This is a genomic window from Pseudomonas glycinae, assembly GCF_001594225.2.
GTDB lineage: Bacteria > Pseudomonadota > Gammaproteobacteria > Pseudomonadales > Pseudomonadaceae > Aquipseudomonas > Aquipseudomonas glycinae.
On record NZ_CP014205.2, the window covers coordinates 1,869,263 to 1,890,577 of the forward strand.

General features: G+C 60.0%; 18 protein-coding genes and 1 tRNA gene. 11 read left to right on the forward strand and 8 right to left on the reverse strand.

From position 1 onward, the window contains the following. The first annotated feature begins 28 nt into the window (after positions 1-28). Positions 29-1,654, forward strand: a complete 1,626-nt coding sequence (locus AWU82_RS08305) for an NADP-dependent glyceraldehyde-3-phosphate dehydrogenase (protein ID WP_064381844.1) — start codon at positions 29-31, stop codon at positions 1,652-1,654. Between the two features lie 46 nt (positions 1,655-1,700). Continuing rightward, a complete protein-coding gene (locus tag AWU82_RS08310) occupies positions 1,701-2,741 on the forward strand; it encodes an FUSC family protein (RefSeq protein ID WP_170928927.1) in 1,041 nt (346 codons plus the stop codon). A gap of 3 nt (positions 2,742-2,744) precedes the next feature. On the opposite strand, the gene AWU82_RS08315 is transcribed toward AWU82_RS08310, so the two are convergent. After that, a complete protein-coding gene (locus AWU82_RS08315; RefSeq protein WP_064381846.1) occupies positions 2,745-3,638 on the reverse strand; it encodes a DMT family transporter in 894 nt (297 codons plus the stop codon). A 139-nt stretch (positions 3,639-3,777) separates the two neighbouring features. Here AWU82_RS08315 and AWU82_RS08320 point away from each other — a divergent pair, with 139 nt between their 5' ends. Together AWU82_RS08320 and AWU82_RS08325 are read left to right on the forward strand one after the other, a co-directional pair. Beyond that, entirely contained in the window at positions 3,778-4,215 is a 438-nt protein-coding gene (locus tag AWU82_RS08320; protein WP_064381847.1) for an Lrp/AsnC family transcriptional regulator, read from the forward strand. Positions 4,216-4,255: 40 nt separating this feature from the next. Further along, positions 4,256-4,582, forward strand: coding sequence for a YceK/YidQ family lipoprotein (locus AWU82_RS08325; protein WP_064381848.1), 327 nt, complete (start codon positions 4,256-4,258; stop codon positions 4,580-4,582). 72 nt (positions 4,583-4,654) lie between these two features. Here the strand turns inward: AWU82_RS08325 and AWU82_RS08330 are convergent, their stop codons facing one another. Then, the gene (locus tag AWU82_RS08330) at positions 4,655-5,326 is read right to left on the reverse strand and encodes a Bax inhibitor-1/YccA family protein (RefSeq protein WP_007955123.1); all 672 of its coding nucleotides are present in this window, start codon (positions 5,324-5,326) and stop codon (positions 4,655-4,657) included. A 122-nt stretch (positions 5,327-5,448) separates the two neighbouring features. On the opposite strand from AWU82_RS08330, the gene AWU82_RS08335 reads away from it, so the two are divergent. Both AWU82_RS08335 and AWU82_RS08340 read left to right on the forward strand, forming a co-directional pair. After that, positions 5,449-5,536 (forward strand) — tRNA-Ser (locus AWU82_RS08335). A gap of 418 nt (positions 5,537-5,954) precedes the next feature. Then, entirely contained in the window at positions 5,955-6,644 is a 690-nt protein-coding gene (locus AWU82_RS08340) for a lipopolysaccharide kinase InaA family protein (RefSeq protein ID WP_084776971.1), read from the forward strand. A 322-nt stretch (positions 6,645-6,966) separates the two neighbouring features. Here the strand turns inward: AWU82_RS08340 and AWU82_RS08345 are convergent, their stop codons facing one another. Both AWU82_RS08345 and AWU82_RS08350 read right to left on the reverse strand, forming a co-directional pair. Beyond that, complete coding sequence (locus AWU82_RS08345) at positions 6,967-10,056, reverse strand: efflux RND transporter permease subunit (RefSeq protein ID WP_064381849.1); 3,090 nt, start codon at positions 10,054-10,056, stop codon at positions 6,967-6,969. Next, positions 10,053-11,162, reverse strand: coding sequence for an efflux RND transporter periplasmic adaptor subunit (locus AWU82_RS08350; RefSeq protein ID WP_064381850.1), 1,110 nt, complete (start codon positions 11,160-11,162; stop codon positions 10,053-10,055). Before AWU82_RS08350 ends, AWU82_RS08345 begins: the two co-directional genes overlap by 4 nt. Positions 11,163-11,372: 210 nt before the next feature. Between AWU82_RS08350 and AWU82_RS08355 the strand changes: the two genes are divergently transcribed. Further along, positions 11,373-12,833: an efflux transporter outer membrane subunit gene (locus tag AWU82_RS08355; RefSeq protein ID WP_064381851.1), complete on the forward strand. Its 1,461-nt coding sequence runs from the start codon at positions 11,373-11,375 to the stop codon at positions 12,831-12,833. A 75-nt stretch (positions 12,834-12,908) separates the two neighbouring features. Here AWU82_RS08355 and AWU82_RS08360 read toward each other — a convergent pair whose 3' ends face one another. From AWU82_RS08360 to AWU82_RS08370, 3 genes are all read right to left on the reverse strand, one after another. After that, complete coding sequence (locus tag AWU82_RS08360) at positions 12,909-14,180, reverse strand: OmpP1/FadL family transporter (protein ID WP_064381852.1); 1,272 nt, start codon at positions 14,178-14,180, stop codon at positions 12,909-12,911. A gap of 199 nt (positions 14,181-14,379) precedes the next feature. Then, positions 14,380-15,000, reverse strand: coding sequence for a TetR/AcrR family transcriptional regulator (locus tag AWU82_RS08365; protein ID WP_064381853.1), 621 nt, complete (start codon positions 14,998-15,000; stop codon positions 14,380-14,382). A gap of 129 nt (positions 15,001-15,129) precedes the next feature. Next, entirely contained in the window at positions 15,130-15,726 is a 597-nt protein-coding gene (locus tag AWU82_RS08370) for a TetR/AcrR family transcriptional regulator (protein ID WP_170928926.1), read from the reverse strand. A 150-nt stretch (positions 15,727-15,876) separates the two neighbouring features. Here AWU82_RS08370 and AWU82_RS08375 point away from each other — a divergent pair, with 150 nt between their 5' ends. The 4 genes from AWU82_RS08375 to AWU82_RS08390 all read left to right on the forward strand — a co-directional run bounded on the left by AWU82_RS08375 (position 15,877) and on the right by AWU82_RS08390 (position 19,823). Continuing rightward, positions 15,877-16,977, forward strand: a complete 1,101-nt coding sequence (locus AWU82_RS08375) for an alkene reductase (RefSeq protein ID WP_064381855.1) — start codon at positions 15,877-15,879, stop codon at positions 16,975-16,977. 39 nt (positions 16,978-17,016) lie between these two features. Next, on the forward strand, positions 17,017-17,805 hold the full coding sequence (locus AWU82_RS08380; protein WP_064381856.1) for an SDR family NAD(P)-dependent oxidoreductase: 789 nt from the start codon (positions 17,017-17,019) through the stop codon (positions 17,803-17,805). A gap of 82 nt (positions 17,806-17,887) precedes the next feature. Then, a complete protein-coding gene (locus AWU82_RS08385) occupies positions 17,888-18,757 on the forward strand; it encodes an alpha/beta fold hydrolase (protein WP_064381857.1) in 870 nt (289 codons plus the stop codon). Between the two features lie 67 nt (positions 18,758-18,824). After that, the gene (locus tag AWU82_RS08390) at positions 18,825-19,823 is read left to right on the forward strand and encodes an NADP-dependent oxidoreductase (protein ID WP_064381858.1); all 999 of its coding nucleotides are present in this window, start codon (positions 18,825-18,827) and stop codon (positions 19,821-19,823) included. A 193-nt stretch (positions 19,824-20,016) separates the two neighbouring features. On the opposite strand, the gene AWU82_RS08395 is transcribed toward AWU82_RS08390, so the two are convergent. After that, the gene (locus AWU82_RS08395) at positions 20,017-21,225 is read right to left on the reverse strand and encodes an MFS transporter (protein WP_064381859.1); all 1,209 of its coding nucleotides are present in this window, start codon (positions 21,223-21,225) and stop codon (positions 20,017-20,019) included. Between the last annotated feature and the right edge of the window lie 90 nt (positions 21,226-21,315).

Genomic DNA, 21,315 nt, shown 5'->3' on the forward strand with positions numbered 1-21,315 from the left:
CATGCGGACATCAACACGGGGTAGCGACATGACCACAGCAAATATCCTTGGCAACCTGTTCCCTTCTGTCAGCGACATCCCGGAAAAATACCGCCTCGACGGTCAGGTCGAGCAACGCGAATACCTGGTCGATGGCCAATTGCGCCGCTGGGACGGCCCGCTCGCCACCGTGCGCAGCCCGGTCTACCTGCACGGCGATAACGGCGACGAACAAGTGATCCTCGGCAGCACACCGCTGCTGGACGCCGACACCGCCCTCACCGCCCTCGACGCCGCCGTGCGCGCCTATGACCGAGGCCAGGGCCTGTGGCCAACCCTGCGCGTGGCCGAACGCATCCAGCACGTCGAAGCTTTCCTCGGGCGCATGCGCCAGCAACGCGACGCCGTGGTGAAACTGCTGATGTGGGAAATCGGCAAGAACCTCAAGGACTCGGAAAAAGAGTTCGACCGCACCTGCGACTACATCGTCGACACCATCAATGCGCTGAAAGAACTCGACCGCCGCTCCAGCCGTTTCGAGCTGGAGCAGGACACCCTCGGCCAGATCCGCCGCGTACCGCTCGGCGTGGCGCTGTGCATGGGCCCTTACAACTATCCGCTGAACGAGACGTTCACCACGCTGATCCCGGCGCTGATCATGGGTAACACCGTGGTATTCAAACCGGCCAAGCTCGGCGTGCTGCTGATCCGTCCGTTGCTTGAAGCTTTCCGCGACAGCTTCCCCACTGGCGTGATCAACGTCATCTACGGCAGCGGCCGCGAGACCGTCAGTGCGCTGATGGCCAGCGGCAAGATCGACATCTTCGCCTTCATCGGCACCAACAAGGCCGCCAGCGACCTGAAGAAACTGCACCCGAAACCACACCGCTTGCGCGCCGCGCTGGGCCTGGATGCGAAGAACCCCGGGATCGTCCTGCCAGAAGTCGACCTCGACAACGCAGTCAGCGAAGCGGTTACCGGTTCGCTGTCGTTCAACGGCCAGCGCTGCACCGCGTTGAAGATTCTGTTCGTGCATGAAGATGTGGTGGACAGCTTCATCGAGAAATTCAACGCCAAACTGGCCAGCCTCAAACCGGGCATGCCGTGGGACAACGGTGTGTCGCTGACACCGTTGCCGGAGTCGGGCAAGGTCGATTATCTGCACGGGCTGGTGGCTGACGCGCAGAGCAAAGGCGCCCAGGTGGTCAATCCGAATGGTGGCGAGTCGCGGGAATCGTTCTTCTACCCGGCGGTGCTGTACCCGGTGACGCCGCAGATGCGCGTTTATCAGGAAGAGCAGTTCGGGCCGGTGGTGCCGATTGTGCCGTACCGTCACCTCGATACCGTGATCGACTACGTGCTGGAATCGGACTTCGGTCAGCAACTGAGCATCTTCGGCACCAACCCGGTGGCGGTCGGCCGACTGGTCGACACCTTCGCCAACCAGGTCGGGCGGATCAACCTCAACGCCCAGTGCCAGCGCGGGCCGGACACCTACCCGTTCAACGGTCGCAAGAACTCCGCCGAAGGCACGCTGTCGGTACACGATGCACTGCGGGTGTTTTCGATCCGCACCCTGGTGGCGACCAAGTTCCAGGAATCCAACAAGGATCTGATCAGCGAAATCATTCGCGGACGGGATTCGAACTTCATCGCCACCGACTACATCTTCTGAGGAGGAATCAGCGCTGAGCACTTTCAGCCCCCACCGCTGGCCGCCGCTGTTGCGGCGGATCCTGCGGCCGTTGCTCGACCCGTATCGACGTTATCGCCATGCTCGAACGATTCACGCGGTGCGGGTCGCGTTGGGGTTGCTGGCGACAATCCTGCTGACCACCGGCATCAATCTGCCCCACGGCGAATGGGCATCGGTGACCATGCTGGTGGTGATCGGCGGTTTGCAGCATCACGGCAACATCGGCAAGAAAGCCGCCGAGCGCGCCACCGGCACCTTGATCGGTGCCGGCGTCGGTTTGTTGATCGTGGCGCAACAGGCGTGGCTGGGCATGCCGTGGCTGACCTATTTTGCGATGGCAGTGGTCTGCGGATTTTTCTCGTATCACGCCATCGGCAAGGGCGGCTACACCGCCCTGCTCTCGGCCATTACCGTGTTCATTGTCGCCGGGCATGGCGACAACCCGATCACCGACGGGCTGTGGCGCGGGGTCGATATCCTGATCGGCATCGCCCTGGCCCTGGCCTTTTCCTTCGCTCTGCCGCTGTACGCGGTGTACTCGTGGCGCTACAACCTGGCCGACGCGCTGCGCGATTGCGCCACGGTGTACGGGCGGATCATCGGCGGCAAACCGGTGACGGCCGACGAACACTTGAAGTTGATGAGCCGGCTGAACGCGGTGATGGTGCAACTGCGCTCGCTGATGCCGTCGGTGTCCAAGGAAGTCAAAGTCTCGATGACTGAGCTGGACGCCATCCAGCGCAACCTGCGCATGTGCATCAGCACCCTGGAAATCCTCGGCAACATTCGCCCGGATGCCAACGACCCCGACGCCATGGCGCATCTGCAAGCCGCGCTCAAGACTGAGCACCGGCACATTCGCGTGCAATTGATCGGCATGGCCCGGGCGTTGAAATCCGGCGCATCCCAGCGGCTGGGGCGCCCGGTGGAGTTGCCGGACGCCAGTCTCGATACGCCGGTCTACAACGCGCTGGATGGCTACCGTTTATTGACCCGGCAACTGGCGGCCAACATCGGCGAGATGCGCCAGCGCCTGGCGAAGACTGCGCCGCGCTGGAACATCTGAGGCTTACTGCGCGGCCAGGCGCCGCGCCTTCAATCCCCAACCCTGTTGCATGCCCGCAGCGGCCAATAGAATCGCCGCCACGCCAATCCATTGCAGGGTTTGCAGTTGATGACCGAAGGCAAACCAGTCAACGAAAATCGCCGCGATCGGGTAGATGAATGACAGCGCGCCGGTCAATGCGGTCGGCAGCTTCTGGATCGCGCCGTAGAGCAACACGTACATCAGACCGGTGTGGACGATGCCCAGTGTCACTAGACTGGCCCAGGCACTCGGTGCCTCGGGCATCGCTGAAAAATGGGCGAATGGCGCGAGCAACAGCACGCCGGTGCAGACCTGGATCAGCGCAATCAGGTGCGGCGGCGTGCCGGTCAGGCGCTTGATGATCAACGCGGCGATGGCGTACAGAAACGCCGCCCCCAGCGCCAGCGCGATCCCCATCAGGTAATCATTGCCACCCTCGCCCTGCCCGCCGTGGGCACTGACGATGGCCAGCATTCCCATGAAAGAAATCGCCAGCCAGAACATCTTCTGCAGGGTGATCCTCTCGCCGAGAAACAGCGCCGCCAAACCCACCAGCATGAACGGCTGCACGTTGTAGACCGCCGTGCCGATGGCAATCGAGGCCCTTGAATAGGAGGCGAACAGCAGCACCCAGTTGCCGACGATTGCCACCCCGCTGAGCACCGCCAGCAGGAATGTGGTGCGGGTCAGAATGCCTGGGCGAAGAAAGCCGAACGCAGCGCAGATCAGCAATAAGGTGCCGGCGCCGAACAGGCAGCGCCAGAACACCACGTCCAGCACCGGTTGCCCCGACACCAGCACGAACCAGCCGATCGTCCCGGATATCAGCATGGCGGCGGTCATTTCGAATGAGCCGCGACGGATTGTTTTGTCCATCATCTATCTCCTTAATGTGTGGCAAAAGTATGCCAAGCGAGATCGGGGCCTCTCCAGCGGAAAAAGCAGGCTAAACTCGGTTTCTGCCTTTTTTATCAAGGGTAGTTTGTGCCATTCGCCTAATGCGGGAGTTTCTTGTATGACCGACGATATCGACCAGATCCTGATCGGGGCCCTGATGGAGGATTCGCGGCGCTCGCTCAAGGCCCTGGCGCAAATCAGCGGGTTGTCATCGCCGAGCGTGGCCGAGCGCCTGCGGCGGCTGGAGGAACGCGGTGTGCTCAAGGGTTACACCGTTGAAATTGACCCGAAATGCTTCGGTTATCAGTTGCAGGCGATTGTCCGGGTGCGGCCATTACCGGGGCAGTTGCAGGAGGTCGAGCGGCAGATTCTGTCGATTCCCGAGTTCACCGAGTGCGACAAGGTGACCGGCGAGGATTGCTTCATTGCCCGTTTGCATGTGCGCTCGATGGAACAGTTGGACACCCTGCTTGATCGGCTGAATACGCTGGCGGAAACCAATACCGCGATCGTCAAGAAGACCCCGGTGAAACGTCGATTGCCACCGATGGCCTGAGCGGCGTAGTTTGAGTCTTTTCCGGCGAAGGATTGGCGGTATGAAAATTCAGGCAATGATGCTGGCTGTGTTGATGCTGGCCGGGTGCGGGACGGTGCAGACCGTGGCGTTCAGCGATAAGTTTTCCACCGACCAGTTGAAGGCTAAAAAATCCTACTGCGGCGCTGTACCGCGCATCTACAGTGGCGTGACGTACGACTTCTGCATGCTGCACGCCGAAAAGCCGGATGACGTCGATGCGTTCAACTACAAGAACGCTACACCGGGTCTGCTGGTGGACGCGGCCGTGTCGGGAGTGCTCGATACGTTGCTGCTGCCCTACACGATCTACAAGCAACAGGCTGATGGCAGCATCGAGATCAATTGAGCGCCTGCTTGCGTTTTCGCAGGCAACAAAAAACCCGCTTTCGCGGGTTTTCTGTTTATAGCGGTGCAGCGATCAGTCGTCGCGGCTCATGATGCCGAAGATCTGCAACAGGCTGACGAACAGGTTGTAGATCGATACATACAGGCTGATGGTCGCCATGATGTAGTTGCGCTCGCCGCCGTGGATGATGGCGCTGGTCTGGAACAGGATGCAGACCGACGAGAACAGCACAAAACCTGCGCTGATCGCCAGTTGCAGGCCGCTGATCTGGAAGAACATGCTCGCCAGCGTCGCGCCCAGCAGGACGAAGAAACCGGCGGTGATGAAGCCACCGAGGAAGCTCATGTCCTTACGGGTGATCAGCACGTAGGCCGACAGGCCACCGAACACCAGTGCGGTCATCGCGAACGCGGAGCTGACCACTTCAGCGCCGCCCTGCATGCCCAGGTAACGGTTGAGGATCGGGCCGAGCAGGAAACCCATGAAACCGGTCAGGGCAAACGCCGACACCAGGCCCCAGGCAGAGTCACGAAGCTTGTTGGTGAGGAAGAACAGACCGTAAAAACCGATCAGTACCACGAAAATGTTCGGGTAGCCGACCCGCATCTGCTGGGCCACGAACGCCATCACACCGCTGAATGCGAGGGTGAGCGCCAGTAGACCGTAAGTGTTGCGCAGGACGCGGCTAACCTCTAGCTGCTCAGCCTGCACGCTGTTGTGAACTGCGTAATCCTGTTCGCGCATGGCGACACTCCTGTTGGTTTGAAACGTTCAGTCGCAAAGATCATAACAGACGCTCTGTAACAAGCCATGCACAGAGTTTGACAGTGTGTTTCATTCAGGTATTATGGCGCCCGCAACGCAACGGAGGTGTGGCCGAGTGGTTTAAGGCAACGGTCTTGAAAACCGTCGACTGTAACAGGTCCATGAGTTCGAATCCCATCGCCTCCGCCATCTTATGTACGACAAAGCCCTGATTATTCAGGGCTTTGTCGTTTCTGGCGTTCCAGAAATTCTGATGACATCAGGATGTTTTCCACAAACCGCAACTTTCACTGCCTTCTCCAGCGTTCTGCCGAACATAAAACACTCTTCATGTAATACGGGAATTCATCAAGATGACCCTGGCCGTGATCATGGCATCTGACTGATAGCTATCAGCCGAATGCTGCCCCCTGCGGACGACTGTCCTGGCCGAAACCATTTCATCTCCCACGACTGCCTTTGAACCGTAGCTCCCGCTCAATAATGGATAAGCGCGTCATCAAAGGAACTAGCCCAATATTGAAACGTCTGTTTGAATTACGGCATGATGCCAGCCAGCAAAAAGGCCGATGGCGCAGCTGATAACAACACAAGAATGGAGTGCGCGATGAGCCAAACCGACCAAATTTTTTCCTATTGGTGGAATACATCAGGCCCTTGGGTAGAAGAACCCAACGTTCGCAGGAGTGGCACAAGCGGAGTGCAGCGAGTTCTGCATGACGGTGCGACCGTGTACGTTAAGCGTCAGACGGGTCATTTGTTTCGCAGCCTGAGATATCCTCTGGGGCGCCCCACCACCTTGCGTGAAGGCCGCGCGCTCACAAAGTTACTCCATCTTGGGGTCAACGCCCCTCAACCGGTTTACTACGGTGCGCAAAAAATCAAAGGGGTCTGGCACGGCATCTTGGTCACCAAAGACTTGAACGGTTTCCAGGATTTGGAATCCTGGTACAACGAAGGCGCAAAAAACCAATACACGCCCAAGCAACTGGACAATGTGCTTGAAATACTCGCGTCGTTAATGGCACGAATGCATCTCGGCCGCTGGCAACATGGCTGCATGCGCTCAAAGCACATTTTTATCAAAGTTCGCAATTCGTCGAGCGATCCCGAGTTCGAGCTTGCGCTGCTCGATCTCGAGAAGTCCCATGGGCGAATCAGCTCATTGCAGGCAGCTCGGCACGACATTTTGCAACTCAGGCGCCATTCCTATTGGAGCGAACCGGAGTGGCAACACTTTCTTCGTCATTATGAAAAGCACCTGGGTCGACCAGTAATCACTCAGGGCCGCTCTTGAGAGCCCAACGAAGGCGGCAGGCGCTCACAGCACATGAATGTCTGCGTCGATCTGCCAGGTGAACCGGTGAATGCAGGGTGTGTGCCCGGCCCCGCCCAACTCATTGAAGGCTCTACTCTACTGACTCAGCTACCATCCAGTTTTTCGAAAGCACAGGCCACGCCGGACCGGGATCGGAACGGTCGAGAACGATTCGGCGCACATTGACTATCCGCGCGGCGCCGGGTGGTGAGGCTGGAAGCCATCTTTATATACGACAAAGCCCTGATTATTCAGGGCTTTGTCGTTTCCGCGATCAGGCCTCGATTTTCAGCACTGATGGCTACTCCGGTTTGACTGTTGCAGCCGGCGGCCTGGCGTCAGGACCGATTTTGAACCAGATCGAGTACATCGCAGGCAGGAACACCAGCGTCATGATGGTGCCGACGAGCGTGCCGCCAATCAGGGTATAGGCCAGCGTCCCCCAGAACACCGAGTGTGTCAGGGGAATGAACGCCAGGATCGCCGCCAGGGCCGTCAACAGTACCGGTCGCGCACGTTGCACCGTGGCTTCGACGACAGCGTGAAACGGATCCAGCCCTTCTTGAGCGTTGTGATGAATCTGCCCGATCAGAATCAGCGTATTGCGCATCAGGATCCCCGACAGCGCAATCAACCCGACCAGCGCATTGATGCCAAACGGCTGATTGAAGATCAGCAGTGTCGGCACCACGCCAATCAAGCCTAACGGCGAGGTGAGGAACACCATGATCATCGCCGAGATCGAACGGACCTGCACAATGATGATGACCAGGGTCATGGCGATCATGATCGGCAACAACGGCAGGATCGCCTTGCCAGCCTTGCCGGACTCTTCGATCGCACCCGCCTGCTCGATCCGGTAACCGGAAGGCAGCTTGTCGATGATCGGCTGCAATTGCTTCAGCAGCGCACTGGAAACATCCGGTGGCTGCAAGTCTTCGGCAATGTCGCCGCGCACGGTGATGGTCGGGGTGCGATCACGCCGGCGCAGGATCGGATCCTCCATGCGCACATCGACCTCGCCGATCTGCGACAACGGGATTCGCTGCCCCGAGGCACCGACCAAGGTGAAGCCTTCGATTTGCTGTGGATCGAGCCGGACATCGCCCGCTGCCCGCCCCATGACCTGCACGGAACGAATATCTTCACGCACCGCTGTAATCGGTACTCCGCTGAGCAGGAACTGCAATTGCTGTGCAACCGCAGTCGATGTCAGCCCCACTGCCTGTAGACGATCCTGATCCAGGTTGAAATGCAACGACGGAGTCAGCGGCCCCCAATCAGTGTTCACGGTTCTCATCATCGGGCTGTCCTGCATCACACCCCGCACCTGCTCGGCGATCACGCGCAACTTGGCCGGATCAGGCCCCATCACCCGGTAGGCCACCGGAAACGGCGAGTAAGGACCAAACACGATTTGCGTTGCCCTGAGACGCGCCTCCGGGGCGAGCCCTTGAGCCACCGCGTCACGAAAACGCAACTTGAGGGTTTCCCGTGCTTCCTGACTGTCGGTCAGTACAACGATCTTGGCGAACGACGGATCGGGCAGTTCCGGTGCCATCGCCAGGAAGAAACGCGGTGCACCCTGGCCGATATAGGCCGTGACGATTTTCGCCTCATCCTGCTGGCGCAGCCAGGCTTCGACCTTGGCGGCCGTGGCGCTGGTCTGCTCGATGGAAGTGCCGTAGGGCATTTGCACTTCGATCATGACTTCAGGACGGTCAGAGGTCGGGAAGAACTGTTTCTTCACCAGGCCCATGCCCGCAGCGGCCACAAAGAACAGCACAATGACCATGCCCGCGACCAGCCATTTGCGCGCAATGACCCGGGTCAGAACCCGGCGGAAGCGGTTGTATCGCGGCGTGTTGTAGATCGCCGCATGTCCACCCTCCACCGCCTTGATATCCGGCAACAGTTTCACGCCCAGATAAGGGGTGAACGCCACTGCCACGACCCACGAAGCGATGAGAGCGATGCCCACGATCCAGAACATGTTGCTGGTGTATTCGCCGGCCGTGGACTGAGCAAAACCGTTCGGCAAAAAACCGATCGCCGTCACCAGGGTTCCGGACAGCATCGGCGCCGCCGTGTGGCTCCAGGCATAGGCAGAGGCCTTGATGCGATCGTAGCCCTCCTCCATTTTCACCACCATCATTTCAATGGCGATGATCGCATCGTCGACCAGCAAACCAAGCGCCAGGATCAATGACCCGAGGGTAATACGGTCAAAATTTTTGCCGGTGGCCGCCATCACCACAAACACGATCGCCAGAGTCAAAGGAACCGCGGCGGCGACCACCACGCCGACACGCCAGCCCATGCTCAGAAAGCAGACGAGCATGACCACCAGCAGCGCGACGAAGAACTTGACCATGAACTCGCCGACAGCGGAGTCGATATTCACTGCCTGGTCGGTGACTTTCGAGAGGGTCATACCCAAGGGCATTTCCTCATTGATCCTGACGGTCTCGGCATCCAGCGCCTTGCCCAGATCAAGACCGTTCCAGCCTTCACGCATCACCACGCCGAGCAACAACGCCTCTTCGCCGTTATTGCGCACCAGGAAGGTAGCCGGGTCTTCATAACCGCGTTCGACCGTCGCCACATCAGACAGCTTGAGCGTCCGCCCCTGCACGACCACAGGGGTGTCACGGATTTTCTGCAGTTTGTCGAACGCACCATCGAGACGCAGAAAAACCTGTGGCCCGCTGGTGTCGATTGATCCGGCCGGGGTCAGTGCGTTCTGACTGTTCAGCGCGGCGAAGATGTCCTGCGGTGACAAGCCCAACGTGGCCAACCGGTCATGCGAAAAGGAAACAAATATCCGTTCGGCTTGTTCGCCGATGATGTTGACCTTCTTCACCCCCGGCACATGCAACAGGCGCTGGCGCATGGACTCCGCATCGCGGATCAGCAGACGCTGCGGCTCGCCCTTGGCTTTCAGGGCGAACAGCGCAAAGGTCACGTCCGAATACTCGTCGTTGACCATCGGCCCGATGACGCCCGCCGGCAACTTGATTGCTTCATCGTCGAGTTTTTTACGCGCCTGATAGAACTCTTCCTGCACTTGCGAGGGCGGCGTGCTATCGAGCAACGAGACCATCGTGAAAGCGAGCCCTGGCCGCGTATAGGTTTCCGAGCGGTCGTACCATTTGAGTTCTTGCAGGCGTTTTTCCAGTGGCTCCGCCACCTGATCCTGCATCTCCTGTGCGGTCGCCCCCGGCCACGCCGTGATGACGGTCAACTGCTTGACCGTAAACGGAGGATCTTCGGCACGCCCCAGCTGGAAGAACGCCAGGGTGCCGGCAACGGCGATCAGGAAAATCAGAAAGACCGTGATCGAACGCTCGCGAACGGCGATGGCGGAAAGGTTGAATCGTCCTTCGCTCATGGACGACTCCCGGCAACGGTCGCCGCATCAGGCACGGACATTCTTACTGCTTCACCTTCGCGCAACAGGTGAGCGCCCAGCGCCACAATCTGTTCGCCGACCCGAAGCTCGCCAGCCACTCGCGCCAGATCATCGCTCAAACCCAGCACTTTAACCGGACGCCAGGTCACGGTTGGCGGTGTCCCGGCGATGACCCACACGCCAGGACCTTGACCCGCGTCGTAAAGCGCAGCGATGGGCACTTGCAACGATGCGGCGGGTGTCGAACCCTCGGCGATTCTGAGGGTGACTGTCGAACCTATCGGCGCATTGGCCAGCGCGCCTTCCAGTACATAGCGGGCCTCGAACGTACGCGTCGTGCGGTCCGCCGAATCCGAAAGCAACCTCAGTTTCGCGGTCACAGCACCCGAGGCGTCGCCATAGAGCGTGGCTTGCGCGGTGGATCCTGCTGCGGGACGCAACGTCTCGGGCAAGTGCACGATGGCCTCGCGTTGCCCTGCCCGCGCCAGTCGAACCACCGGTCGTCCGGGACTGACGACTTGTCCGGGTTCGGCGAGTGTTTCCACCACAACGCCGTCGGCATCGGCGACCAGCACCGCGTAACCGGAAGCGTTGCGGGCAACGTCCGCTTGCGCTTCAGCGGCGCTGAGTTGGGCCTTGGCCGTGTCTGCGGCGGCTTTGATCTGATCGTAGGCCGAAGCGGAAATGGCGCCGGCGCTGACCAGAGTGCGATAACGAGCTTCATCATCGGCTGTCTGCCTGGCGCGGGCCCGGGCGGCGATGACCGACTCCTGCTGCGCGCGGGCTTGCAACCCCAAGTCAATGGGGTCGAGCCGCATCAGCGGCTGCCCGCGTTTGACGGTCTGCCCCGTGTCAACCAGACGTTCAAGCACCTTGCCCGATACGCGAAAACCCAGGTCGCCCTGAATGCGCGCCGTCACCACCCCCGTAAAAGATCGGGAACCGTCGCCCGCAGCCTGAACGGCGGTGAACCTGACCAGAGGCGCCTGTGTGCGCGGGTCTGCAACGGAGGTGACATCACCGCACGCCACCAGGGCGAGTGGCAACAGGCATGCGGCGATGGGAAAAATTCGGAGCCGGCGCATAGGTACCCTTACTGAAAATAGGATGATCATCATATTCTCAGTCTTGTGACCATTAACGTCAACAGTCACAAACCATGAACTGTCCGGCGCTTCAGTTTTATCACTGACGCCACAATGATATTTATAACCCGTTCAATCAAATCGATCGCCCTTGATTGACAAGATGTGACCAATATTTAATATGGTCACAAAAATTGTAAAGGAACGACGATGCCTCCCCTCCGCCCGATTGCTCTTTTGGTTACCGCCAGCCTCATGGCAGGTTGTGCGGTGGGCCCGGATTACCATCGTCCAGACGCCCCGCTTTCAGATCATTACCTGGGGCAGTCTGCTGTCGAACCGCGATCAGGATCGACACCGGACAGCCTTGCCGCCTGGTGGGAAAGCTTTAACGATCCGCTACTGAGCAACCTCATCGACCAGGCCTTGCAGCAGAATCTGGATCTTGCACAGGCATCAGCGCGCGTCACCCAGGCCAGGGCCGGCCTGGGGGCCGCCAATGCAGCACTGCTGCCCTCGGCGAATATCAGCGCACAGGCGGCACGCGCTTATCAGTCCGTAGAGACACCACTGGGCCAAGTCTTGAATTCAACACCCGGCTATGACCGTTACGGCAATGCCTACGAGGCCAATCTTGAGGCGGGCTGGGAAGTCGATGTCTTCGGCGGACTGCGCCGCGGGCGTGAGGCGGCACTGGCTGAGTATCAGGCCTCAGCAGCCGGTTTCACGGCGACGAGGTTGGCGATCGCTGCGCAAACGGCCGATATCTACATCACCCTGCGCGGATTACAGGCGCGGCTGGACATCGCCAACCGGCAAGTCGACACCCGCCGCGCATTGCTGGAGAAGGTTCAGTTGCTTTACGGCAAGGGGCTGGCCGCGGAGTATCAGGTGCGCCAGGCCGAGGGTGAATTGTCGCAAGTCCAGGCGAGCGTTCCGGTACTGCAAAGTGGTCTGGAGGCGGCCATGAATGCGATGGACGTGCTGCTCGGCACGCCTCCCGGCACTCACCGCACACAACTGGCACCTGAGGGCGAGATTCCCGATGTGCCGTCGCTGACTGCGCTGGGCACACCGGCAGATCTGCTGCGGCGCAGACCGGATCTGATCGTGGCCGAACGCCGCCTTGCGGCCTCCAACGCGCGTATCGGCGAAGCGATTGCCGAGTACTACCCGAAATTTTCCCTCAGCGCCTTGCTCGGCAGCGCGACTGCCGTCTCCGGCGGCAATCTTTTCACCAGCGGCGCGAGCCAGTCGAGCGCTGTACTGGGTCTGCGCTGGCGGCTTTTCGACTTCGGACGCATCAACGCCCGGATCGATCAGGCCAAAGGCCAGGAATCTGAAGCATTGGCCGCCTATCGCCAGTCGGTACTGCGCGCCACCGAAGATGTAGAGAACGCGCTGTCCTCACTGGTGAATCGGCAAACTCAGACCACCACCCTTACCGGCGGCGAAGCGGCGCTGACTCAAGCTCGCCAGTCCTCGTTCACCGCCTATGAAAAAGGCACCGCCAGCCTGATCGATGTCCTGCACGCCGACGAAACACTGTTGCAGGCCTCCGACGCCAGAGCGCAAGCGCGGACCGAATCGGCCCGTGCGGCGGTGGCGGTATTCAAGTCGCTCGGTGGAGGATGGCAACCCGTTGAGCCGGGTTCTGTAGCGGCGCGCTGAGCAGCAACCTCAGATCGCTTCAAGAGTCGGGAGACTCGCGCACTCCCGACCCGCATTTGGCTTGATAGCGCTCAACTAGAAGCGATAACTGACCGACGTACCGAACCCGCTGGCACTGTTCTTGTACCTGGCACGGTAGGCCCCCCTCGCTGCCGAGGTGTCGTTGACCTCGACGCTTTCCTCCCAAAGATAGGAATACGCGAGATCGATCGTGACATTGTCCACGGGTGTCCAGCCGGCGCCGAAGCTGACAACCTTACGGTCGCCCGTCGGAATGCGCGGCCCCCGATTGGTGTTGTTGGCGGGTGACTGATCGACCGAAAACCCGCCACGCAGCACCCATTGGTTATTCAATCGATAGGCCGCACCGATCGCGTGAGCCCAGGTGTCATGCCAGTTCTGCTCTTCGCTGATCGTCCCCAATTGGCCGCTCAGCAACGGCGGCAAGCCGCTGTTCTCAATGGTCAGTTCCTTGAAGCGGCTCCAGCGTGTCCAGGTGCTGCCCACATAGAGCGTCCAGTCGTTGTTGAATTGATGCGTCAGCGAAAAGTCCACCGACTCCGGCGTGTCCACATCCAGCGATGCGTCATAGCTACGGCCGCTGACGCCCAGCACGCTGAAGATGCCATCGGTGACCTTGGTTTTGGCGTCCAGGTGGTAACTGACTTTGGAGTGATACGTCAGGCCCAGGCGGGTCTGATCGGTCGCCTGCACCAGCACGCCAATATTGAAGCCCAGTGCGGTGTCATCGCCGGTGCTTTTGAGTTTGCCGTCGTTGCGCCCGGGGCTGAGTGGGTTGGGCACCATACCCGATATCTCTCCGCCGATACGATTGATGGTCGGCCCGAATCCGATCGACACCTTTTCGTTAAAGGCGTAGCTGATGGTCGGCTGAAAGGTCAGCGTGGTGACTTCACTCTTGTTGGCGTAATAGCGGCCGGCAAAACCACTGCCGTAGTCGGTGATCAGCCCGAAAGGCACATAAAACCCGACGCCGAATGCCCATTGCTCATCGATCGGTTTCACGTAATACCCCATCGGTACCGTGGTGGCGGGCACCATGTCGCCGTCTTCCTTCCCCCCAAACGTACTGCGTGTCTGGCTGATGTCCGATTTGGCGAACAGCGTCGCCGCCCCCACGCTCACCTGCTCTCGTTTAAGCCGCGCCATGCCTGCCGGGTTACCGTAGATCGTACTGGCGTCTTCGGCGGATGAAGATCGCCCGGCAAACCCGGACCCCATCCCGCTGATGCTTTGTTCGTTGAGGGCAAAACCACCGGCCAACACATTGGAGGACACCAGCGCGACCGCCAGGCCGACGGGATTCTTGAGCATTATTTTTTTCATTATCTGGACTCTATGGGATCACTGAAAAACAACATCGAGAACGACAGCGAAGCCATACTATCCAAGTGACCATTTCAGTCAATGGTCACATTAAGCAAAAATCAAAGCCGTACCGGCACGCATGTGCCGGTAACAGGAAACCTGGTTGGGGGATGTCGCGCTCTGGCTCAGCTCACCTGAACAGGTGATCGGGGTTGGGTCAGGGCATCAGGCTACGCAGAATGAGGTTGGAGGTCAGCGTGGGCGCAACCTCGATAAAATCCAGATTGTGCTGCAGCAGCAACGGGTTTACGAAGGGGCGCAAGGCCAGATGAATCGCCTCGACGGTCTCGTCCAGCGGGGTCTTGCGCTCGAACTCTCCGAGCTCTCGCCCTTCACGCACGATGTCGAAGATAAAACGCTTGATCTGCTCCTCGTACATTTGGGCGCTGGGCCAGCGCTCCGCCGCGGAAAATGCCGCAATGTCGTAGAGCTTGCGGTCATTGAAGAACAGGTCCACACCCGTGGCAATCACGGTTTTCACCAGTCGGCGGAAACGCTCGGTCGGCGAAATCCCCTCTGCGTTAACAGCCTGCTCTACCGCGGCAACGATTTGGCCCAGACAATTCGAGCAGATCGCTTCGCCGATCGCCTGCTTGGAATCAAAGAACTTATAGATGTAAGCCTTGGAAAAACCGATGGCCCTGGCCAGATCGGAAACCGTGGTTTTGCCATAGCCGTATTGGCTGAAGTGTTCATTGGCTGCCGCGACAATCTGATCACGAATCTCGTGATCGACTGGGCCACGTGGGCCGGGCGAAGATAGGGATGGCTGATTCATGGGCGTAGCTTACTCACCCTGTCGAGGACTTACAAATCGTGACCAACGGAGTACATGGTCACGAAAAGCCGGCTGATCGGCTGATAACAGGCTGACGTTCAAGTCATCGCGAAGGGCGGATCGGCCCTTCTACGGTGTTTCCACTTGATCGACCGGCAGCACCGGTAATGAAGCAAACATTTCAGCGCGGCAAACGTCAAGAATTTCGTCCGCCAATGCCGAATCATCCGGGCAAGCGCGTGACAGGACAATCGCGCCGACCGCCCGCGACAGCAGGTCGATCATTTTCTTTCTCCCCTCGCCCTCTGCGGCATCCGTGCCCACAGGATATTTTTCCGCCAGGGTTTGCAGGATCTGTTCAATGCCTGCGGCAAACGTTGCCTTCACATCGTCCGACTGACGCGCCGCGTCGCCACACAGTGCGGCCATCGTGCAACCGCTGCCGCGTCCGTCGCGATGTTCTCGGTTCACGTAGACGTTGATGAAACCGGGCACGTCGAGCGCCTGGGCGCCGGTCAACGATTTGCCAAGACTGCAGGCCGAGGCTTCGGCCATCAGGTCAGCCTTCGAGCCGAAGTGCTTGTAGAAGCCTCCATGGGTGAACCCGGCAGCCGCCATGAGATCGGCCACACCGACGCCATCAAAGCCACGCTCACGGAACAGCTCTGAGGCCGTTTCAACGATGTGTTCTCGATTGGCCTGCGCCTGGGCCTTGGTCACTCTCACGTGCAATACCTCGTGTTCAGCGGGAATTCCTGCGTCCGATGATACATAGATGTTGGCCATAATCAAAACAGTTGACAGTTTAGATTTCGATCATCATCCTAATTTCACACCCCCACCGATCTCCATCAACGGGCACGGAAGAATCATCTGATGACCAAGCAGACTCTGTTCACCCCTTACACCCTGGGCAGTCTCACGCTGTCGAACCGCGTCGTTCTTGCACCGCTGACACGCAACCGCGCAGGCCAGGGCTTTGTCCCCAGCGAATACGCGGCCGCCTATTACAGCCAACGCGCCAGCGCCGGTCTGCTGATCAGTGAAGCGACGCAGATTTCCCGACAGGCTCAGGGTTATCAGGACACCCCCGGGATCTATACACAGGCGCAGATAGACGGTTGGCGCACAGTCACCGATGCCGTCCACGCCAAGGGTGGAAAAATCTTCCTGCAGCTGTGGCATGTCGGCCGCGTCTCACACGTTGACCTGCAAGAAAACGGCGCCGCACCGGTGGCCCCTTCTGCGCTGCGTGCCGCGACCAAAGTGTTCGTCAACAACCGCTTTGAAGACGTCTCCGAACCCCGCGCCCTGGAAACCAGCGAACTGCCGGGGATCGTCTCCGATTTCCGCCAGGCTGCGGCCAACGCAGTCGCCGCCGGGTTCGATGGCGTGGAAATTCACGGTGCAAACGGCTATTTGCTGGATCAATTCCTCAGGGACAACGCCAATCTGCGCACCGACGCTTACGGCGGTTCGATTGAAAACCGTGCGCGTCTGTTGCTCGAAGTGACAGCGGCGGTCGTCAATGAGATCGGCGCGGATCGCACCGGTGTGCGCCTGTCTCCCGTGTCGCCGGCCAACGGCGTGGCCAGCAGCGATCCGCAGGCGCAATTCGATTACGTCGTCGAGCAACTCGACGCCCTCGGCGTGGTTTACCTGCACGTGGTCGAAGGCGCGACCGGCGGCCCGCGCGACGTAGCCCCCTTCAATTTCGACGCCCTGCGCCAGCGCTTCAAAAACACCTATATCGCCAACAACGGCTATGACCTGGACCTGGCGACTGCGCGGCTGGCCGAAGACCAGGCCGATCTGATCGCCTTCGGTCGCCCGTTCATTGCCAACCCGGATCTGGTGGAGCGCCTCAAGCAGGGCGCGCCGCTGTCCGCGTTCAATCCCGCCACCCTCTACGGCGGCGGCGCGGCGGGCTACATCGACTACCCGACGCTGGCTGAATCGAGCGTCAGCGCAAGCTGAGCGCGTTCTGTTTCTCACCTCCTGAAAAAGAGATACCCCATGAGCACTCGCCCTACTGTTCTCATCACCGGCGCCTCCACCGGCATTGGCGCCGTCTATGCCGAACGCTTCGCCAGACGTGGCCACGATCTGGTACTGGTCGCCCGCGATCAGGCTCGCCTGGACACACTGGCAGCGCGCCTGCGCAGCGAGCACGACGTCGCCGTCGATGTCATCCCGGCAGACCTGACCCAACTCGCCGATCTGACCACCGTTGAAAGCCGCCTGCGCGACGACGCCCGTATCGGCATTCTCGTCAATAACGCCGGCGCCGCGCTGTCCGGCCACTTCGTCGACCAAAGCACCGACAGCGTCGCGCAACTGGTGGCCCTCAACACGACGGCGCTGGTACGGCTTGCCAGCGCCATCGCCCCACGCCTGGTCAAGGCCGGCGACGGCGCGATCATCAACATCGGTTCGGTGGTAGGCCTGGCGCCGGAGTTCGGCATGAGCGTCTACGGTGCGACCAAGGCCTTCGTGCTGTTCCTGTCCCAGGGCCTGAGCCTGGAACTCTCGCCTCAGGGCGTCTACGTGCAAGCCGTGCTACCCGCCGCCACCCGCACGGAAATCTGGGATCGCTCCGGCGTCGACATCAACACCCTGAGCGAAATCATGGAAGTGGGTGATCTGGTGGATGCCGCACTGGTCGGTTTTGATCGTCGCGAACCTGTGACCATCCCACCGCTGCACGAAGCCGAGCGCTGGGATGACCTGCAGGGCGCACGTCAGGGCCTGCTGGGGCAAATCCGTCAGTCTGCGGTTGCCCAGCGCTACCAGACGCCACAGTGATTTTTTGCTAGCGAGCATTCGCGCCGGATTCAATGCAGGCACAGGGCATTGCATCGAATCCTGCTGGCTTGCCGGAGTGACAATGAGTTCAATGCAGACAAATTCCCGCTCCGGTTCGCCAACGTCATTCATCGACGCGGCGAACCAGTCGATCACGGTCAACGGCATTCCCTTCGCCTACCGCGACACCGGGCCCGCAACCGGCGTGCCCCTGGTACTGTTCAATCATTGGGGCGCGGTGCTGGACAACTTCGACCCCGCGATCATCGATGGCCTGGCGCAAACCAGACGCGTCATCACCACCGACTATCGCGGCATCGGCAACTCAGGCGGCACCGCGCCACTGACGGTGGGTGAAATGGCCGACGATGCCATCCGGCTGATCAGGGCGCTGGGGCTGAAAACCGTGGATGTGCTCGGTTTTTCCCTCGGAGGTTTCGTCGCTCAGGACATTGCCCTCAAGGCGCCTGACTTGGTACGCCGGTTGATTCTGACCGGTACTGGACCGGCGGGGGGCATCGGCATCGACAAGGTCGGCACAGTGTCATGGCCATTGATCCTCAAAGGCTTGCTGACCCTGCGCGATCCCAAGTTCTACCTTTTCTTCACCTCGTCGGCCAATGGGCGACGGTCTGCCTCGCAGTATTTAAGACGCCTCAAGGCACGCAAGAACAATCGCGACAAGGGCCCGACGCCACGCGCTTTCATGCGGCAATTGAAAGCCATCACGGCGTGGGGCAGACAACCGCGGCAAGCGCTTGGGCGCTTGCGCACACCGACGCTGGTCGTCAACGGCGACAACGACATCATGGTGCCCAGCGTTAACTCGTTTGAACTGGCCAGGCTTATCCCCGACGCACAGTTGGTGATTTATGAGGATGCCGGGCACGGCGGGATTTTCCAGCATCACACCGACTTTGTGGCCAAGGCGCAGGCGTTTCTCGATGCTTGATCACGTCACGCAGCAACACCGCAACCCACCGACTACCCTCCGTACAACCAGCAAGAGCCGCACCACGATGAAAGCATTTCTGATTGATGGCTATGGCAAGAACCCCGGACGCATTGGCGAAGCGCCCGCCCCCGCAGTCGGTGCCCACGACGTGTTGATCGAGGTCCATGCGAGCAGTGTCAACGTGCTGGATTCGAAGATCAGCAAAGGCGAGTTCAAGCTGATCCTGCCCTACGCCTTTCCGTTGATATTGGGCAATGACCTGGCGGGGGTTGTGGTTGAGGTCGGCCCGCAGGTGACACGCTTCAAACCGGGAGACGAGGTATACGCTCGCCCGCCCGAAGCGCGAATCGGGACGTTCGCCCAATTGATCGCCGTGAACGAAAACGCGGTCGCCCTGAAACCAGCCAATACCGACATGGCGCAAGCCGCATCCCTGCCCTTGGTTGCACTGACCGCCTGGCAAGTACTGGTTGAAACCGCCGGGCTGCAAAAGGGCCAGAAAGTGCTGATTCACGCGGGCTCCGGCGGCGTCGGCAGCATTGCCATTCAGCTTGCCAAACACCTCGGTGCGTTTGTCGCCACAACCACCAGCACCGCCAATGTCGGATGGGTCAAGGCGCTGGGGGCCGATCTGGTGATCGACTACACACAGCAGGACTTCGAAAAAGTGCTGCAAGACTACGACGTTGTGCTGAACAGCCTCGGCGCCGACGTGCTGGAGAAGTCACTCAAGGTCCTGAAGCCCGGCGGCCAACTCATTTCCATCTCGGGCCCACCCACTGTGCAGTTCGCGCGAGAGCAAGGATTGTCCTGGCCATTGCAGCAAGTCATGCGCCTGCTGAGCCTTGGCATTCGTCGCAAAGCGCGCAAGCAGGATGTCAGCTACGCGTTCGTGTTCATGCGGGCCAATGGCGCTCAACTGCAACGCATCACGTCGCTCGTGGAGGACGGGATCATCAAACCCGTGGTCGATCGTTCCTTCCCCTTTGAATCAACGGCCGAGGCATTGAAGTACGTTGAGCAGGGACGCGCCAAAGGCAAGGTCGTTGTTTCGCTCAAATGACCAAGCCGCAGACTCATGAATCGACCGTAGAACCTGCACAGCTTTTACTGCTTGAGCGCTCATCATCCGAAGTGATTTCGCCAGAGGAGCAGCAAGCGCTTCAACCGGATGATGCGCAGGCTCAGCCGCCCGTTATCGTTTGGCGCAGTTTGATGCTTGAGCCATAAGGCGAAACCGGTTGCAGGTGATCTCGTCAGGCTGTCGCGTTCGGCTCGACAAGATGAATTTGCGTGGCATTGCGTCCGGCCAGCCAGGCCAGCACAGACGCGGCGACCAGAACAGCGGCGCTAAGCTCGAAGGTGGCTTTGTAGCCGCTCAAATCAAAGGCCAGACCGCCAATGATTGCGCCGCCGGCGATCGCGAGTTGAACGATGGCTACCAGCAAGCCGCCTCCCGCTTCAGCATCATCCGGGAGCGTCTGCGCCAGCCACGTCCACCAGCCAACCGGCGCAGCTGTGGCGACCAGTCCCCAAAGTCCGAGCAACACGGCGGTCAGCAGCGGTGATTTACCGAAGCTGACCAACGCCAGCGCGATCACCGCCATGATCAGCGGAATGGCGGTCAGCGTGCGGTAGAGGCCGCGGCCCATAAACCGTTCGATCAGAAAGGTGCCGACAAAACCTGCCAGCCCCAGGCCCAGTAGCATCAAAGACAATGTTGAAACACTGACACCGGTGACCCCTTCGAGAAATGGCCGCAGGTAAGTGAACAGCATGAACTGGCCCATGAAAAAGACGCTGACGGCGACCATGCCCAAAGCCACTGGCAATTGCCTCATCAACCGCAGAACGTTGCCGCTACCTGCCTGGCGTTCGGCCTTGAAGGACGGCAGGCTGATCAGCAGCCACACGGCGGCAAGCACCGCGACCGGAACCACACAGAAGAATGCACCGCGCCAGCCGATCAACGAGCCGAGAAAGCTGCCCGCCGGAGCGGCGATGACCGTGGCCAAGGCGTTGCCGCCATTGACGATGGCTAGCGCACGGGAAACTTGTTCAGGCTTCACCAGGCGCATTGCAGTCGCCGCCGACAGCGACCAGAAACCACCAATCGCAATCCCGATCAACGCACGTCCGAACATGAACGACGGGTAGCCCGGGGCGAGTGCGACGACCGTTCCGGAGACGATCATCAACAAGGTCAGGCAAAGCAGAAGCTTCTTGCGTTCGATGCGAGCGGCGACCGAGGCAATCAACAAGCTGGTGATCAAGGCAAAGGCACCTGACACGGAAATCCCCTGCCCGGCCTGACCTTCGGTGATGTGCAGGTCCGCCGCAATCGGCGTCAGCAGGCTGACGGGCATGAACTCGGAAGCGACCAGAGCGAACGCGGCCAACGACATGGCCAGCACGGCGCTCCAGCCGCCTGTTCTTTTAGAAGGATCTGTAGAAGGAAACGTCATGGAAACTACCTGTGGTGCGAAAAACGTGTGGGGTGTGATGCGCAGGGGCAAACAGTTTGTCGCCCGTCCGGGCACTGCCCCCTGTAACAG